The sequence below is a fragment of the Pseudarthrobacter phenanthrenivorans genome, assembly GCF_000813845.1.
Classification (GTDB): Bacteria; Actinomycetota; Actinomycetes; order Actinomycetales; family Micrococcaceae; genus Arthrobacter; species Arthrobacter phenanthrenivorans_B.
This window is the reverse complement of the sequence record NZ_JWTB01000033.1, coordinates 70,349-87,373: the sequence shown is the minus strand read 5'-3', so window position 1 is coordinate 87,373 and position 17,025 is coordinate 70,349. Positions and strand designations below refer to the sequence as shown.

Genomic DNA, 17,025 nt, shown 5'->3' with positions numbered 1-17,025 from the left:
GCCGTTGTGGTCGCCCACAACGGCAGTGCCTATCTGCCCAGAACCCTTTCAGCCCTGGCGGCCCAGACCCGGCCGGTCGACCGCGCCATCGGCGTGGACACCGGATCCGCCGACGACTCCTACGGCGTCCTCACCCAGGCCCTGGGTGAGGAAGGGGTCGTCAGCCATCCCCGGGGCAAAGGCGGCATGGGTTCCGCCGTCTCTGCTGCGCTGGCATCGCTGTCCCCGTTCAACGGAAACACGGAGGAAGGCAGGACCGAATGGATCTGGCTCCTGCACGATGACGCTGCACCAGCGCCGGAAGCACTCGCTGAACTGCTCGGGGCGGTGGAACGTGCCCCGTCCGTCACTGTTGCCGGCTGCAAGCAACTGGATTGGCATTCGCCGCGGCGGCTGCTGGACGTAGGCCTTTCCACCAGCAGGTGGGCCGAGCGCCTCACGCTCATCGACGCCGACGAAATGGACCAGGGCCAGTACGACGGCCGCACCGACACCTTTGCCGTGAACTCCGCAGGCATGCTGGTGCGCCGCGACGTCTGGGAGGGGCTGGGCGGTTTCGACCCAGCCCTGCCGGGCAGCGGCGACGACGTTGATTTTTGCTGGCGCAACCGCCTCGCCGGCCACCGCGTCGTGGTGGTTCCGGCAGCCCGGATGTTCCACGTTGCGCACCGCCCGCAGGCGCTCGGAAATCCCTCCGCTGCACGCAAGGCCCAGGTCCACCTGCGCCTGAAGCACAGCCCGCTGTGGATGGTGCCCGTACACGCGGTCGGTGCCTTGCTGGGAAGCATTTTCAAGCTGGTCCTGAGCATCGTGGTCAAGGATCCCGGCCATGGCATCTCCCAGCTCCTCGCCACCTGCGCGGCCCTGGGCCGGCCGGGCGCCGTTGCGAAGGCACGGCGGGCCGCAAAGCGTACACGGCGCATCCGGCGCTCAGTCATCCGCAAACTCCAGACGCCTCGCCGGGAAGTGTGGAGCCATCGCAGGTCCTTGATGGAGGCGTTGGGATCGGACGGCTCCGCGGCCGACCACCTGGTGCAGGACCCGCTGGCGCACCAGCCCACCGGTGATGCCGCAGACGATTTTGCCGCCCTCGCCACGAGTAAGCGCGGCTGGGTGGGCAACGGCGCACTGGCCGCCGTCATCATCGCCTCGGTGGCATCGCTCCTTGCCCTGACAGGACTGTTCCGTGCTGCCGCCGTAACCGGGGGAGCCCTGATTCCCGTCTCCGCCGGCCTGGGGGACATCTGGCACAACGCGTCCAGCTGGTGGGTCAGCCTGGGTGCAGGCCTTCCCGGCCACGGCGACCCCTTTGACTATGTCATCTGGATCATCGGCGTGTTGGGGGCAGGCGACGCCAACCCAGCCATGGCGTGGCTGCTGCTCCTTGGCGCCCCGCTGGCCGGACTCACAGCCTGGTTCGCAGCCGGCGGAGTGACGGTACGCCGCCGCCTCCGCTTCGTCGCCGCCGTGACGTGGGCTGCCGCACCGGCGCTCCAGGCTGCCCTCAACCAGGGACGGGCGGGCGCGCTGATCGCGCACATCATGCTGCCGCTGGTCGTCCTGGGCCTGCTGCGGGCAACCGGATCGGCCGTCGGCCATGGCCGCTTCAACGCCGCATCCGCTCCTGAGCTCCGGCCCGGCGAACAGCCCCCGGCCAAAGCGGGCATCAACGGCGTGCCCTCATGGACGGCTGCAGCGGCCGCCGGCTTGGCGCTGGCGGTCACCACGGCAGCGGCACCATCCCTGCTGGTCCCGGCTACCGTGGTGATCGTGCTCTGTGGCATCCTGCTGGGCCGGCGCGGCCGGACAGTGTGGTGGGCGCTGTTGCCCAGTGCAGCCTTGTTCATTCCCTTCGCCTTGTCCACCCTGGACCGGCCACGCGCCCTCCTGGCCGATCCCGGACTGCCCCTCGCCTTTGACGCGGCCCCGCTCTGGCAGCAGCTCCTGGGCCAGCCGCTTGCCTTCGACCCCGCACGGCGCCTCCGCGGGCTCGCCCTGTTCGCAGACGGCTCCGTCCCCTGGGGCCTGTTGCTGGCACTGCTCATCGCCGTGCCAATGCTGTTCCTCGCCATTGTCGGGCTCTTCAGCCCGGGCCGCCGGTCACGGACCGCGAGCTGGTTTTGGCTTGCTGCCGTACTCGCCCTGGCCGCCAGTTGGCTGGCCGGCCACGTGGCCACCGGCCTGAACGCGGGCGTGATGGTGACGCCTTTCACCGGCCCCGCGGTTTCCGCCGCTTCCTTTGCGCTCCTTTCCGCGGCACTCCTTGGGTGTGAACAACTGCTCGCCGCAGCCCAACGGCCAACGGCGAACGGAACCAAACCCAGGACAGCCGCCCGCGCAGCCGTTGCGCTGGGCCTGGTGCTGCTGCTGGCCGGGCCACTGGCTGGAATGGCTGCGTGGTCAGCGCAAAACCTGCTTCGTCCCGCAGCTGCGGCAAATCCCACCGGCACGGCTGTCCGGGAAGCCTCCGCCGCTCCCGGTTCGGCACCTGACGCACCCGGGGGAGCCTTGGGTACTCCGCGGCTGGTGGAAGCCACCGCGGGGCGCTCCCTCCCCGCGACAGCCATCGACCGCGGGACCGGGCCTGAACAGACCCGGACCCTTCTGCTCAGCACCGGCGATGACGGTACCTACAACGCGTCACTGATGCGTGGTTCCGGTACAACGCTGGACAGCCTCTCGGCCATCGCCTCCGCGCGGAACATCATAGGTACGCCGGGCGCGGAGGAGGTGCGTGAGGACGACGACGTCACTGCAGCTGTCCGGCGCGTCGTCGCCACCATGGTTGCGGGCCAGGGCGTTGACCCCCGGGCAGACCTCGAACAGCTGGGTGTCGGATTCGTGGTGCTGCGCTCGGCGGACACCGCCGCCCAACTGACCGCCAGCAGGATGGACGCCGTGCCCGGCCTCGTAGCCGTGGGGCAAACCGATGTCGGGTGGCTGTGGCGTATCAGCCCGCTGAACCAGGCCGTGCTCCAGGCAGCGGAGGTCGCCCACCGTGTGCGCATCGTGGATCCCCGCGGTGCCGCCACGAATCTGGTCGCCTCCGGAACGGTCGACGTCGACGCCGCTGTCCCTGCAGGCCCGGAGGGCAGGCTGGTGGTCCTTGCCGAGCGTGCCGACCCCGGGTGGAGCGCGTGGCTTGACGGCCGAAAGCTGACCGCCACGACGTCCGGCTGGTCCCAGGCCTTTACGCTTCCGGCCTCTGCCGGCCAGCTGACCGTCCGCTACGAAAACCCCTGGACATTCTGGGCGGCTGCCGCCCAGATCACGGTGATAGGCCTGACCGTCATCCTCGCCATCCCCATGCCGGCCCAGCGGCCGCGGACCGGCCTTTCCCGTGACGAGGGCTCCCTGCGTAAGGAACACCAGCATGCATGAGCACACCCCACCGGCCGCTGCCCAAAGTGCGGCCGCTGCGGAATCAACGGGTGCAAACCAGGGCCCGGCTGAAAAGCCGGGCCCTGACTCCAGGAAAGGCAGGGGAAGGAAACCGTCCAGCGGGGGTTCCACCCGCCTGCCGGGCGGCAACACCCGTGCTGCCTCCGTGGCCGGAGTGGCAGCCGGCGTCCTGATCTTCGCGGCAGCGGGAGCGGTAGTGGCCGCAGGGACTGCCGTGCCCGGGCCCGGCTCCAGCCGGGCCGTGCCGGCGGCCCAGGCCGCCGTTCCCGCCGGGGCCAGCGTGGGCGTGTGCCCCGGTCCGGCCCGGCTGCTGGAAGGCACCGACGCCGGCACCGACGCCCAGTTCCGCCCCGAGTCCGCAACGGCAGCAACCAGGGTCAGCGCGGCTGTGCTCAGTGCCGGAGGTGTGCTGCCCGGAAGCCGGCTCGCACGCCTCGACGGAACGGCCGCCGTCGACATTGCCAAAGCTCCCGGCCCAACGCCTGCTGCCGGCACTCCCCAGGAACTCCTTGCCGGGGTGGTGGCCGACCGCACGGTGGACCAGGTTAACGTCCTTCGCGCCGACGCCGTGGCCAACCAGAACGCGTCGGCAGCAGGTGCCATGAAATACACCGCGACCGACGGCGACCTCCAGGGCAGCGCCGCTGCGTCCTGCTCGCAACCCTTGAACGACCAGTGGCTGGCCGGTGCCAGCACCGTGGTTGGCCGCACCTCCGTGCTGGCCCTCACCAACGCCTCCAGCACCCCGGCAACCGTGAGCCTTGAACTGTTCGGTTCAGGCGGCCAGATCCAGGCGCCCGGCAGCCGTGGACTCCTCGTTGCCCCCGGCACCACGCGCAGCGTGGTCCTCGCAGGCCTGGCACCCAACGAGGCACAGCTCAGCGTTCATGTCCGCAGCGCGGGCGGTCCGGTCGCGGCCACCATCCAGCAAAGCGTACTGCGCGGGCTCACACCCGGGGGCGTGGACTTCATCAGCCCAGGCACTGCGCCTGCCCTCCGCCAGGTCATGACCGGCGTGGACATCCAGGACCCCGCCGCGGTTGCTGCCCTGACGGCCCAGGCCGGGTACAAGGACGCCGGGCCTGCCCTGGAGCTGACGGTTCCCGGTGCAGCCGACGCCGTGGTGGAGATCAAACTGTACGGACGCGACGGCCAGCATGCGCTTCCATCCGGCGGCGTGATCACCGCGAAAGCCGGATCGACCACCGAGGTGCCGCTGGCCGGCGTGCCCGCGGGCCAGTACACCGTCGAGGCCTCGTCCGACGTCTCCATCGTCGCCGCCACGCGCATGGGCCGTGGGCTGCAGCCGGGACAGGCGTTGGACGTGGCATGGGCCGCATCCGCGGTCCGGCTCGGGAGCCAGCACGTCATCCCGGTGCCGAAGGGCGGCCTCCGGCAACTGGTGTTCGGGGCGCTGGACGCCAGGGCCACCATCACCTACGCCCCCATCACCGCCGACGGGAAGGTGCGTGCCAACGCCACCGCCGACATTGCCGGCGGGACAACCGCTTCCATTGCCGTCCCGGAACAGGCCGATGGGGCCGACGTTGTGGGGTACGTGGTGTCGGCCTCCGGTGACGCGGCCTACGGGGCGGTGCTGCTGGGGCAGGATGGCCGCAACGACGTCTCAGCCTTGGGCTTCCTGCCGGCTGCTGCGGGCCAGGAGACCGTTCCGGTCAGCCTGGGCTCCTAGCCCAGCCGAAGTCCCGCGACCCCGCCCACGGTACGCCCGCGTCAGTAACGGCGGCGGTAGACCGGGTCCAGCGTCTCAGGTGCCACGCCCAGCATTTCCGCGGTATGTTCGACCACGACGTCGTGGACCAGGTCCTGGAGCTCTTCGACGCTGGAGCAGGCCTGTTCCACCACCCGCCGGTACACCGTAATCATCGGACCCTCACCACCGGCAGCGGGGGTGTAGGCGCCCATGGGTGCGGCCGAGGCGTTGGCAGCCAGCTGTTCGAGGTCCGGGGGGATTTCGTCGACGCCGAACCGGACGCCGTCGAGCGTCTTGCCCCAGATATCGTGCAGCCGCTGGGCGGAGTCCAGCACCATATCGTCGAAGCGGTCGGCGCGGCTGCGGAATCCGGGGTGGGTGGGCAGCATTACCTCGCCCCTGAGCCCACGTCCATGACGGTTCCGGCGCCGCCTGAAGAAGCTTCTCCCGGCAGTCTCCACACCCGGGCCCGTGGGGGCATCCGGGTCAGCCAACCGGACCGAAAAATCTGATTCATGGTTCGATGACTGCATACATTGACTGTAAACCCGGTGGCGCGTTTAGGCGATACATCGCCGCAGCGGCGGGGGCGCGTCGGCCAGCACCGCAATGCGCGGCTTTTGAGCGTGGAAGGGGTAGTCTGTGATGTCGTGGGAGCTATCCGTCAGTGTTCAAGGTCTGCCTGCCGCCAGCCGGCGGTGGCCACCCTGACGTACGTCTACGCAGACTCCACCGCAGTCCTGGGTCCGTTGGCCACCTACGCGGAACCGCACTGCTACGACCTCTGTGAGCAGCACGCTGATTCGCTGACCGTCCCCCGGGGCTGGGAGGTCCTGCGCCTGGCCATGCCCTCCACACCCCAGCAGCCCGGACCCGATGACCTGCTGGCACTGGCGAACGCGGTCCGCGACGCCGCCGCGCTTCCGCCCGAGGCCCAGCCACCCGCCCAGCGCGCCCACCATTCTGCCCTTGAGGCGCCGGCGGGCAGCGAGGGGGTTCGCAGGGGCCACCTGCGGGTCCTGCGCGAACCTTCCTGACCCCCATCTGGCGGTAGGCTGGATGCTGCACATCTTTTCCGCCACCGGCGCGAGCGCGCCCGCCAGGGAGCATGAACAAATGCCAAAGATCAGTCCCGAGCTGCTGTCCGTCCTGCGATGCCCCGTGACCGGCTCGCCCCTGGTCCAGGAGGGGGACGAACTCGTGGCCACCGCAGCCGGGGAGACGGGGGCCAGGAACCGCTACGCCATCGAGGACGGGATTCCCCTGCTGCTGCCCCCGGAGCTGCTCGCTGCAGCACTCTCGGCAGGTTCGGACCAGCACGATCCCGCCGTGGCCCAGCAGTAGCCCACCCGCATCCGCCCGCACAAGAAGAGCCGAACGGGGACTGGACCAGGACCCGGACCAAGCAAAGGACCACCCATGACTTTTGAGTACAAGATCGCCGATATCTCCCTGGCGGAAGCCGGCCGGCACCAGATCCGGCTGGCGGAGCACGAGATGCCCGGCCTGATGTCCCTCCGTGAGGAGTTCGGTGCCAGCCAGCCGCTCAAGGGCGCCCGGATCGCCGGTTCGCTGCACATGACGGTGCAGACCGCGGTGTTGATTGAGACGCTCACCGCCCTTGGCGCAGAGGTCCGCTGGGCCTCCTGCAACATTTTCTCCACCCAGGACGAAGCCGCGGCGGCCGTTGTTGTGGGCAAGGGCACCGTTGAGGATCCCCAGGGCGTCCCGGTCTTCGCCTGGAAGGGTGAGACCCTTGAGGAATACTGGTGGACCGCCGAGCAGATCCTCACCTGGCCCGGTGCCGACACCAACCCTGAGCTTGGCCCCAACATGATCCTCGACGACGGCGGCGACGCCACCATGCTGGTCCACAAGGGTGTCGAATTCGAGGCCGTGGGCAACGTTCCCTCAGCCGACCCTGAGGATTCCGAGGAATACGGCATCTTCCTCGAGGTGCTTCGCCGTTCCCTCGCCGCCGACCCGCAGAAGTGGACCCGGACCGCGGCCACGATCAAGGGCGTCAGCGAGGAAACCACCACCGGCGTGCACCGCCTGTACCAGCTGGCCGACCAGGGCAAGCTGCTCTTCCCCGCCATCAACGTCAACGACTCCGTAACCAAGAGCAAGTTCGACAACAAGTACGGCATCCGCCACTCCCTGCCGGACGGCATCAACCGTGCCACGGACGTCCTCATGGGCGGCAAGGTCGCGGTCGTCTGCGGCTACGGCGACGTGGGCAAGGGGGCGGCGGAAGCGCTGCGCGGCCAGGGTTCGCGCGTCATCGTCACCGAGATCGATCCCATCTGCGCACTGCAGGCCGCCATGGACGGCTATCAGGTGGCCAAGCTGGAATCAGTCCTGGCCCAGGGCGACATCTTCATCACCACCACCGGCAACAAGGACGTCATCCTGGCCGAACACATGGCCGGCATGAAGAACAAGGCCATCGTGGGCAACATCGGCCACTTCGACAACGAGATCGACATCGCCGGCCTCGCCCGCATCCCCGGTGTCAAGAAGGTCGAAATCAAGCCCCAGGTCCACGAATGGGTCTTTGATGAAGGCACCGGCACGGAGCGCTCCATCATCGTTCTCTCCGAGGGCCGGCTGCTGAACCTGGGCAACGCGACCGGGCATCCGTCGTTCGTCATGAGCAACTCGTTCGCCAACCAGACCATCGCGCAGATCGAACTGTGGACGAAGCGGGACCAGAACGAGTACGGGAACCAGGTCTATGTGCTGCCCAAGGTCCTGGATGAGAAGGTGGCGCGGCTGCACCTGGACGCCCTGGGCGTGGAGCTCACGGAACTGACCAAGGAACAGGCAGAGTACCTGGACATCGACGCTGCGGGCCCGTACAAGCCTGAGCACTATCGTTACTGAGCCGTAAGGGCCCGGGCGCAGTTCAGCGCCCGGGCTGTTACGTCCTGCACGTAGGATCGAAATCATGGAGCCTGATGTAAAGCCCCGCCGCCGGGGGACTGCCACGAAAATCCTCGCCGTCGCCGCCGTGTGTGTCCTGGCGGCCGTGGGCGGGGTTTTCGCCGCCGTCGCTCCTGGCCTTGCCGGCGGACCGCTTGAATCGGAGGCAGGCTCCGCACTGCGGACCTCACCGGGCATCGCCTTGCCCGTGGTGCCGCCGGTGGCCCTGGACGCGGCCCCGGCCAACGGTGCCAAACAGGTCAATCCTGCCGCTCCCGTTTCACTCAAGGTGGCCAACGGAACCATCCAGCGCGTCACCCTGGCCAGCACCGCCGGCAAAACCGTCGACGGCAGTATCGATCCCAGCGGGACGGCGTGGTCTGCCACCGCCCCCCTGGACTTCAATACCGAGTACAGCTACACATACGTGGTCAAGGATTCCGCAGGACGCGAGACCAGCACCACCCAGTCCTTCAACACCGTGTCCAGCTCGCACGAGGCCGACGCCGCCGTGTACCCGCTTAACGGCATGAAAGTGGGTGTTGGGCAGCCGCTCCAGATCATCTTCAGCGAACCGGTCACCAACCGGGCCGCCGTCGAAAAGGCCATCAAGATCACCACCACGGCCGGACAGACGGGGGCGTTCCACTGGTACAGCGACACCATGGTCCGGTACCGCCCGGAAAACTTCTGGGCAGCGAACTCCACCGTGACCATGGACATGCAGCTCTTCGGCGTCGATTTGGGCAACGGCCAGATCGCCAATTTCAACAAGAAAGTCAATGTCTCCATCGGAGACAAGAAGGTGGCCATCGCTGACGCCACGGCCCACACATTCACCCTGAGCGTCAATGACCAGCCGGTCAAGACGCTGCCCGTCAGCATGGGCGACAAGCGCTTCCCCTCCGCCAAGGGATACGCGGTGCTGATGGAGAAGAACCGTTTTGACCACTTCAGGGCGGCGAGCATCGGGCTGAAGCCCGATGACCCCGCCTACTACGGTGAAGCCGACGTCGAATACACCATCCGCCTCACCCTCAGCGGCGCCTACATCCACCAGGCCCTGGAGTCCGCGTTTCCGTACATCGGAAACGCCAACGTCTCCCACGGCTGCATCGGATTCCTGCCCGACGGCGCGGCGTGGGTGTTCGACAATATGGGAACCGGTGACGTGGTCCAGATCATCAACACCGAGGGCGACTACGCGGCGAACACTGACGGGTTCGGCGACTGGAACATTCCCTGGAGTGAGTACGACAACTGATTCAGTCGCTGAACGGCAGGCGCTGGAGACGGCGCCCCGTTTCCGTGTTCCGCCGGCGTAACTGCGACAACCTGGCATACTCCCGGTTCCTCCGCTCAGCGACGACGGCGGCCAGGAAGTCATCGGACCCGGTCCCCGGCGGCGGGGCCGGGGCCACGTGGGCGGACAGCTCGGCTGCAATGGATTGCGCCATGCCGGCCCGGGAAAAAGGAACCATCCTGCCTGCCTGGCGGATGAACTGCGCCGCCCTGCGGGCGGTGGCGTCGGGGATACGGCCGATGTCCGCCGTTGCCGCCCATGCCTGCAGATGGGGCGGGACGAACACGCGGACGGCCTCCTCGGCCGGCACCCGGCTGCGCACCGAATACGTGCCGGCGAGGAGGTCCCCGAGCCGCCTCGACTTGTCATTGAAGAGCGCCACGGCAAAGGCAAGGCCGCCGAACGTCAGGTAGATCTCCAGGAATCCGGTCAGCCCGCGGATCACGGCGTGCCGGAACCGGATGGCACCGCCGTCGTCGCGGACCACCCTCAGGCCCGTGGCCAGCTTCCCCAGGGAGCGGCCCCGGCTCACTGTTTCCACGGCAACCGGCACGACAACCAGGCTGAAGACCGCGGCAGCCAGTCCCAGGGCGCGGGCGGCGGCGGGATCCAGACCCGCGCCGGCGGCGGACAGGCCAACCATGAGCAGGATCAGCAGCACCACGTGGACGACGACGTCGATGGCAAGGCCAAGGGCCCGCGCGGCAAAGCTCGCGGGCCGGAGCTCCAGGACTACGGCCTCGCCGGTGATGATCGGGCTCACACTGCGTCCCTGCCCTTCGGAGCTGCTGTGTGTGGATGGACGGATGGTGTTCGGTCAAAGTCTACTGCCGGGCGTTAGGCTGTAGCCGTGGACATGGATGCCTTTGCCGCCGTCAACGCGGACAAATGGGCGCGGCTGCAGGAACTCGCCGGTAAGGGCAGGCTCAGCGGCGCCGAGGCCGACGAATTGCTGGCGCTCTACCAGTCAACCTCCGGCCACCTGTCCCTGGTCCGTTCCATGGCTCCCGAAAGCGGGCTGTCCGCCTCCCTGTCAGCAACGCTGGCACTGGCCAGGACCCGTTTCACCGGCGCGCGTTCGAACGCCATGGCCGACCTGGCGAGGTTCTTTGTGGCGGCACTGCCGGCCGCGCTGTACCGCCTGGCCTGGCTTACCGTTGCCTGCGGAACAGCCTTCGTGATCATTGCTGCAGCGTACGCGGCCTGGATCGGAACGTCCCCCGAGGCGCTGCGTGCGGTGGCCTCCGAGGCCGCCGCCGCCCAGTACGTCGACCAGGATTTCATCAACTACTACTCGGAAAATCCGGCCGCGTCCTTTGCCGGTGCCGTGTGGACCAACAACGCCTGGATCTGCGCCCAGGCGGTGGCTTTGGGGATCACCGGGGTCTGGGTCCCCATGATCCTCTTCAGCAATGCCCAGGGCGTGGGCGTCGCCGCCGGGATATTCGCGTCAGCCGGAAAGTCGGACGTGTTCTACAGCTACATCCTGCCGCACGGCCTGATGGAACTGACGGCCGTCTTTGTGGCCTGTGCCGCCGGCCTGCGGATCTTCTGGGCCATGGTGGCGCCGGGCCCCCGGACCAGGGGCCGCGCGGTGGCGGAGGAAGGCCGGTCATTGATCACCGTGGCCCTCGGGCTGGTCCTGGTGCTGTTTGTCTCCGGCCTGGTGGAAGGCTTCGTCACTCCCAGCCCGCTTCCTGCCTGGGCCAGGATCGGAATCGGCGCGGCTGTGCTTGCCGCATATTGGCTGTACGTCCTCTTCCTCGGCAGGCGTGCCTTCCTCGCCGGTGAACGCGGGGACCTTCGCCGCGAAGATGCAGGCTACACGGAAATCGCTGCCTGAATCGTTGTAATCCAGCCGGGGTGGTTCCTCGCCCGGTGCAAGTCCCGGACGGTAGGCTCGACAGGAGAATGAATCGCGCCGGCACTGGGACCGGTGTGGAACCCAACGGAAGTGACGCTGCTGTGAATGACGAAACACCGGCCCGCGCCAAAAGCGCCGCGCCGCAGCCGGAGCCGTTCCTGGACACATCCGGGGATTCCGACGAGCCCGCGTTCTCCTGGCTGACGCCCGCCGGCGGGGATAGCCCAGGCACGGAAAAAGCCGCCGATGGGAAGCGGCTCCGGAGCGGTCCTGCGGGGAACGGCGTCCCGGCTGACGCCGAAGAAACTGCGCCAGCCACGGCCGGAACTGACGGCGACGCGAAGGGTGCCCCCGCAGCTGAGGCGGAAGCCGGCAACGCCGTGCAGCCGGAAAGCCGGGCCGGCCGGAAGGCGGCGGAAGCCGCCATCGGATCCTCCGGCGTCGAAAGTCCCGCATCCTCCACCGCGGGCCGTCCTGCAGCCGGCTCTCCGTCTGCCGCCGCTTCCACCGGGCTTCCGGGCGGTGCCGGTTCACCGGTCTTCAAGGAATCCCTTCCCACATCTGCGCTGCATGTCCGCCCGCCCGAGGAGGAAGTGGCGCGCCGCAACGCCCAGCGGGAAAGCGCCGCGAACGCCAAACCGGCGGCGCCGCGCGTCATGCAGGTCCTGCTGGCCATCATGTACCCCGTGATCCTCCTGGTCCTGGCCGTCCGGGCCGTGACCAGCCCGCTGTTCCTCTGGGTCGAGTACAACCGCCCGGGCTTCCCTGGTGACGGCTACGGCTTCAGCACCGACGACAGGATGACCTACGGCTCCTACGCCGTGGACTACCTCAGCAACTGGGCCGGCCCCCGCTACCTCGGCGACCTGGTGCACCGCGGAGGCGAGAAACTGTTCAAGGACGGCGAAGTCAGCCACATGGCGGACGTCAAGGCGGTCATCCTGTCCACGTTTAGTGCCGGGACGCTTCTGCTCCTCCTTGCACTGATCGCCATCCTGTACCTGCGCAAGCGCAGCCCCGGCGGCGTCCGGCGCGGCCTTTTCGCCGGTTCCATCATCATGCTGGTCCTGATCCTGGGCCTTGGCACCCTCGCCGCGCTGGGCTGGCAGCAGTTCTTCACCGAATTCCACCGGGTCTTCTTTGCCGAAGGGTCATGGACCTTCAGCCTGGACGACACGTTGATCAGGCTGTTCCCCAGCCAGTTCTGGATGGATGCCGGCATCGCCATCGCCGGGTTGGTTCTCCTGGCCTCCATCGTGACGCTGGTCTTTACCTGGCCCACACGCCGCCGTCGCGGTGTCGCGCCTGAGGTGAAGCCCGCCAGGGCCGACGCCGTGGATCAGCCGTAAAGTTCGGCGATCTCCGCCTGGAACTCCTTTACGACGTCGGACCGCTTCAGTTTCAGGGAAGGCGTCAGGTGACCGGACTCCACGGTGAACTCCGCGTCCAGGAGCTTGAAACTCCGGATCGACTCGGCCTTGGACACCGTCTGGTTGGCCAGGTCCACGGCCTCCTGCAGCGCCGCCAGCACCTGGGGGTCGTCCATCGCGTCACTAAGTGGGACCGGCGGCAGGCCGCGCTCCGAGCGCCAGTTGGCCACGCCTTCCGGATCCAGGGTCAGCAGCGCTGACACGAAGGGCTTGCCGTCGCCCACCACCACGGCGTGGGCCACCAGCTGGTGGGCGCGGATTTTCTCCTCCAGTGGCCCCGGTGCCACGTTCTTGCCGCCGGCGGTCACCAGGAGGTCCTTCTTCCGGCCCGTGACCGTCAGGAAGCCGTCCTTGTCCAGCTCGCCCAGGTCGCCCGTCCGGAAGAAGCCGTCCACGAAGGCCTCCGCCTGCGCTGCAGGGTTACGGTGGTAGCCCCTGAAGACGCCGATTCCCTTGACCAGGATTTCGCCGTCCTCCGCGACCCGGATGGTGGTGCCCGGGACAGGTATGCCCACCGTTCCCACTTTGGTGCGTGACGGTGTGTTGGCCGTGCACGGCGCCGTCGTTTCGGTCAGCCCGTAACCCTCGAGGACGGGAATGCCGGCGCCGCGGAAGAAATGCGCGTCCTCGGAGGCAAGGGGACTGGCCCCGGAAACGGTGTACCCAACCTCGCCGCCGAGCGCCTGGCGCAGCCGCGGATAGACCAACCGGTCATAGACTCCATGCCGCATCCGGCTGAACAGCCCCGGGCCCGGGCCTTCTCCGCGGCTTTGCCGGTCCTGTTCCCGCGAGTAGTCGATGGCGGCTGCTGCTGCAGCCTCGAAGAGCCTGCCCTTGCCTGCCACAGCTGCCTTGTGCGCCGCGGTTGCCCTGACTTTCTCAAAGATGCGCGGCACCACCAGCAGGAACGTGGGCCGGAACGTCCCCAGGTCCTCGAGCAGCTGGGCGGCCCCGGGCGTATGGCCGAGCGTTGCACCGGCGGCCATGCACACCACCTGGACAGCCCGGGCCAGCACGTGGGCAAGGGGCAGGAACATCAAGGTGCGGGACGGACCCTCCTGCAGTATCTCGGGCAGGAACGCCACGATGTTCTTGGCCACCAGGGCAAAGTTCCCATGGGTGATCTCACAGCCCTTCGGCTTGCCCGTGGTGCCGGAGGTGTAGACAAGCGAGGCGAGGTCGGCCAGGCCGGCGCGGCTGCGCTGGCGCTCCAACTCCGCGTCGCTGACCCCGGCGCCCGCAGCGGCGAGGCTGGCAAGGTCCGGGGCCTCGCCGTCGTAATCCATCCGCACCACGTTGACCAGGCGGTCGCTGAGCTCGGCGGAGCCGGCCACGACGTTGGTGACCAGCTGCACTGTTGCCCGGTCGCCGGCGAAGACGCGGCGCACTCCAGCGTCCAGGAGGATCCACTCCACCTGGCTGGGGGAGGACGTTTCGTAGATGGGTACCGTGACGCCGCCGGCGAACCAGATGGCGAAGTCCACCAGGGTCCACTCGTAGGAGGTGGGGGACATAACGGCCACGGTGTCACCGGGCTCCAGGCCGCCGGCGATGAGCCCCTTGGCAAGCGCGCTGACGTCCTGGAGGAATTTTTGCACGGGCACGTCCACCCAGCCGTTGGGTCCCTTCCGCCGGTACAGGGCGCGGGTTGGGTTGGCGGCGTGCTGCTCCAGCAGCAGGTCAGTCACGTTGCTGTTGGCGTCCAGCTCCACCAGCAGTTCCGTGCTCGCTTCTCTCACAACAGGTCTCCGTTTCCGCTGCCACGCCGCGGCAGCGGCTCCTTCAGGTATCTGTTGCCATCCTGCCCTAGATCCAGGACGGCATCCACATCCGGACTTTCCAGTCGACGTAGGGGATCACTTCGGCGGTCCAGATCGGGTAGAAAAACGCCGACAAAAGGGCGGCCGCGGCCAGGAACAGGACCACCAGGTACAGTCCCGAGCGCCGGCGCCAGGGCGGGTCGCCGGCCCTGCCCAGGACCAGCCCCAGGCAATACACCAGGGCCAGCACCAGGAACGGCTCGAAAGATACCGCGTAGAAGTAGAACATGGTCCGTTCCGGGTACATGAACCACGGCAGGTAGCCGGCGGCGACGCCCGCCAGCACCGCCCCGGCACGCCAGTCCCGTCGTCCCACCCACCAGAACAGCAGGACCACCAGCGCAATGGCGGCCGCCCACCATATCAGCGGGTTCCCCACGGACAGGATGGCCGAGGTGCACTTTTCCACTGCACAGCCCGGGGTGCCCTGCTGCGGGGATTCGTAGAAGAACGACGTGGGCCGGCCCATCACCAGCCAGCTCCATGCGCTGGCCTGGTAGGGGTGCTCCGAACTGAGGCCCTGGTGGAACTTGTACGCTTCCAGGTGGTAGTGGGCCAGGGACCGGACGGAATCGGGAAGCCATCCCCATTCCGCGGAGGGGTTGCTCTCGGCCCAATGGCGGTAGTAGGCGTCGTCCGACAGGAACCAGCCGGTCCAGGTGGCGGAATAGACCATCCCCGCCACCGGGACCATGCTGAGGAACGCGGGGATGCCGTCGCGGATAATGCCGCCGCTGATCCAGCCCTGGATCCCTGCCACCCGGCGCGCGTTGAGGTCCCACAGCACGGTGAGGAGGCCGAATGCGGCGAGGAAGAACAGGCCGGACCATTTGGTTCCCACGGCCAGGCCCAGGCAGACGCCCGCAGCCACCCGCCACCACCGCAGGCCCAACCACGGGCCGGCCAGCAGCGCGCCGGCCGGCGGTTGCCCGCCGTTGGCCGCCGCGGCGTGCGCCAAGCGGGCGGCCAGCCGCCGCCGCCCGTCGTCGCGGTCCATCAGGAGTGCGCCGAAGGCGGCAAGGATCCAGAACGTGAGGAAGATGTCCAGCAGCGATGTCCGGGACATCACCAGGTGGTGGCCGTCGATGGCCAGAAGCAGGCCGGCGGCGCCGGCCAGCGGCAGGGAACGGAACAGTTTCAGGGCGATCAGCGCGACCAGGAGAACGGTAAGGGTACCGGTGAGCGCCGCCGCGAAGCGCCAGCCAAATGGATTTTCGGGCCCGAAAAGCCACATGCCCGCCGCGATCATCCATTTGCCCACCGGCGGGTGGACCACGTATTCGGGAGTGGCCAGCAGGACGTCGGGATTGCCGGCATTGAAGGCATCATTGGCTTTGTCCGGCCAACTGCGTTCATAGCCGCTGATCAGGTACGAATAGGCATCCTTGACGTAGTACGTCTCGTCGAATACGAGCTTGTGCGGCACCTCGAGGCGGATGAACCGCAGGAGACCCCCGGCCACTGCCGTCAGGACGGGGACCAGGATGAACCAGAGCCGAAGCGACGGCGGATAGTCCCGCCAGGCGGGGCCGGGACCGATGAGCCGTGCACGCAGGGCCTCGAACGTGAAGGCCTCATCCGGCCGGCTGATCCAGGGCCGCGCGGGCCGCGTCGAGGTCTGCGTCACGAGCCCCATGCTACCTTTTGCGGCTGGAAGACCAGGCCGCAGTAGGCTTGGGAGGTGGATCCGAACCCCAGCACCCTTTCCGAAGCCGGCCCGTCGACCGCGGGGAGGATCGTCCTGGCCGCCACACCCATCGGCAACACCGGTGACGCCTCCGCCCGGCTGGTGGAACTGCTCGGCACAGCCGACATCGTTGCCGCGGAGGACACCCGCCGCCTCCACCGCCTGGTCCAAAGCCTCGGAGTTGCCGTTACAGGGCGCGTCATCAGCTACCACGAGCACAACGAGGCCACCAGGACTGCGGAACTCCTGGACCAGGTGCGGGCGGGCAGCACCCTCCTCATGGTGACCGATGCCGGGATGCCGGCGGTGTCCGACCCCGGCTTCCGGCTCGTTGAAGGCGCCATCGCGGCGGGCCTTCCCGTCACGGCGGTTCCCGGTCCCTCCGCGGTCCTGACGGCACTCGCGCTTTCCGGCCTGCCCACGGACCGGTTCTGCTTCGAGGGGTTCCTGCCCCGCAAGGCCGGTGAGCGGGCTTCCCGGCTGGCGGACCTGGCGGGGGAGCGCCGCACCATGGTGTTCTTCGAGGCGCCGCACCGGCTGGAGGCCATGCTGCGGGCCCTCCGGGAGAAATTCGGACCGGACCGCCCCATCGCCGTATGCCGGGAACTGACCAAGACCTACGAGGAAGTCATCCGCGGCACCGTGGACGAACTCCTGCAGTGGGCGGAGGGCACGGAGGTGCGCGGCGAGATCGCCGTGGTGGCCGGGGGTGCCCCCGAGCAGGCTCCCGGCACCCCGGAGGACCACGTGGCGGCAGTCAATGAGCTGGTGGCACAGGGCATCCGGTTGAAGGAAGCCGTCGCCGCCGTCGCGGAGGATGCCCGGGTGAGCAAGCGGGAGCTGTACTCTGCGGTCCTGGCCGCCCGTTAGCGGGTTGCCG

General features: G+C 68.3%; 13 protein-coding genes. 9 read left to right on the top strand and 4 right to left on the bottom strand.

Annotation, left to right across the window (positions count from 1 at the left end; all coding sequences use genetic code 11):
* Nucleotides 1-6: 6 nt before the first annotated feature.
* Nucleotides 7-3,381 (top strand): glycosyltransferase family 2 protein, encoded by a 3,375-nt coding sequence (locus RM50_RS16745; protein WP_043454948.1) that lies wholly within the window; start codon nucleotides 7-9, stop codon nucleotides 3,379-3,381.
* Entirely contained in the window at nucleotides 3,374-5,095 is a 1,722-nt protein-coding gene (locus tag RM50_RS16740) for a DUF5719 family protein (protein WP_043454946.1), read from the top strand. The genes RM50_RS16745 and RM50_RS16740 overlap by 8 nt, the downstream gene beginning before the upstream one ends.
* 41 nt (nucleotides 5,096-5,136) lie before the next feature.
* On the opposite strand, the gene RM50_RS16735 is transcribed toward RM50_RS16740, so the two are convergent.
* The gene (locus RM50_RS16735; protein WP_043454944.1) at nucleotides 5,137-5,649 is read right to left on the bottom strand and encodes a metallopeptidase family protein; all 513 of its coding nucleotides are present in this window, start codon (nucleotides 5,647-5,649) and stop codon (nucleotides 5,137-5,139) included.
* A gap of 117 nt (nucleotides 5,650-5,766) precedes the next feature.
* Here RM50_RS16735 and RM50_RS16730 point away from each other — a divergent pair, with 117 nt between their 5' ends.
* The 4 genes from RM50_RS16730 (at nucleotide 5,767) to RM50_RS16715 (ending at nucleotide 9,305) form a co-directional block, all read left to right on the top strand.
* Nucleotides 5,767-6,153: a DUF3499 domain-containing protein gene (locus RM50_RS16730; RefSeq protein WP_043454943.1), complete on the top strand. Its 387-nt coding sequence runs from the start codon at nucleotides 5,767-5,769 to the stop codon at nucleotides 6,151-6,153.
* A 79-nt stretch (nucleotides 6,154-6,232) separates the two neighbouring features.
* Nucleotides 6,233-6,460, top strand: a complete 228-nt coding sequence (locus tag RM50_RS16725; protein WP_043454978.1) for a Trm112 family protein — start codon at nucleotides 6,233-6,235, stop codon at nucleotides 6,458-6,460.
* A 75-nt stretch (nucleotides 6,461-6,535) separates the two neighbouring features.
* Nucleotides 6,536-8,002 (top strand): adenosylhomocysteinase, encoded by a 1,467-nt coding sequence (gene ahcY / locus RM50_RS16720; protein WP_043454941.1) that lies wholly within the window; start codon nucleotides 6,536-6,538, stop codon nucleotides 8,000-8,002.
* 64 nt (nucleotides 8,003-8,066) lie between these two features.
* Nucleotides 8,067-9,305: a L,D-transpeptidase gene (locus tag RM50_RS16715; protein ID WP_043454940.1), complete on the top strand. Its 1,239-nt coding sequence runs from the start codon at nucleotides 8,067-8,069 to the stop codon at nucleotides 9,303-9,305.
* A 1-nt stretch (nucleotide 9,306) separates the two neighbouring features.
* Here RM50_RS16715 and RM50_RS16710 read toward each other — a convergent pair whose 3' ends face one another.
* Complete coding sequence (locus RM50_RS16710; RefSeq protein WP_043454939.1) at nucleotides 9,307-10,107, bottom strand: RDD family protein; 801 nt, start codon at nucleotides 10,105-10,107, stop codon at nucleotides 9,307-9,309.
* Between the two features lie 87 nt (nucleotides 10,108-10,194).
* Here RM50_RS16710 and RM50_RS16705 point away from each other — a divergent pair, with 87 nt between their 5' ends.
* On the top strand, nucleotides 10,195-11,187 hold the full coding sequence (locus RM50_RS16705; RefSeq protein ID WP_205622290.1) for a stage II sporulation protein M: 993 nt from the start codon (nucleotides 10,195-10,197) through the stop codon (nucleotides 11,185-11,187).
* Nucleotides 11,188-11,309: 122 nt separating this feature from the next.
* Complete coding sequence (locus RM50_RS16700) at nucleotides 11,310-12,557, top strand: TIGR01906 family membrane protein (RefSeq protein ID WP_043454973.1); 1,248 nt, start codon at nucleotides 11,310-11,312, stop codon at nucleotides 12,555-12,557.
* Here RM50_RS16700 and RM50_RS16695 read toward each other — a convergent pair.
* The gene (locus RM50_RS16695; RefSeq protein ID WP_043454938.1) at nucleotides 12,548-14,377 is read right to left on the bottom strand and encodes an AMP-dependent synthetase/ligase; all 1,830 of its coding nucleotides are present in this window, start codon (nucleotides 14,375-14,377) and stop codon (nucleotides 12,548-12,550) included. The two genes, RM50_RS16700 and RM50_RS16695, sit on opposite strands and share 10 nt — an antisense overlap.
* A 67-nt stretch (nucleotides 14,378-14,444) precedes the next feature.
* Nucleotides 14,445-16,094 (bottom strand): dolichyl-phosphate-mannose--protein mannosyltransferase, encoded by a 1,650-nt coding sequence (locus RM50_RS16690; protein ID WP_052260314.1) that lies wholly within the window; start codon nucleotides 16,092-16,094, stop codon nucleotides 14,445-14,447.
* A 45-nt stretch (nucleotides 16,095-16,139) separates the two neighbouring features.
* On the opposite strand from RM50_RS16690, the gene rsmI reads away from it, so the two are divergent.
* Nucleotides 16,140-17,015: a 16S rRNA (cytidine(1402)-2'-O)-methyltransferase gene (gene rsmI, locus RM50_RS16685; RefSeq protein ID WP_043454936.1), complete on the top strand. Its 876-nt coding sequence runs from the start codon at nucleotides 16,140-16,142 to the stop codon at nucleotides 17,013-17,015.
* Nucleotides 17,016-17,025: the final 10 nt, after the last annotated feature.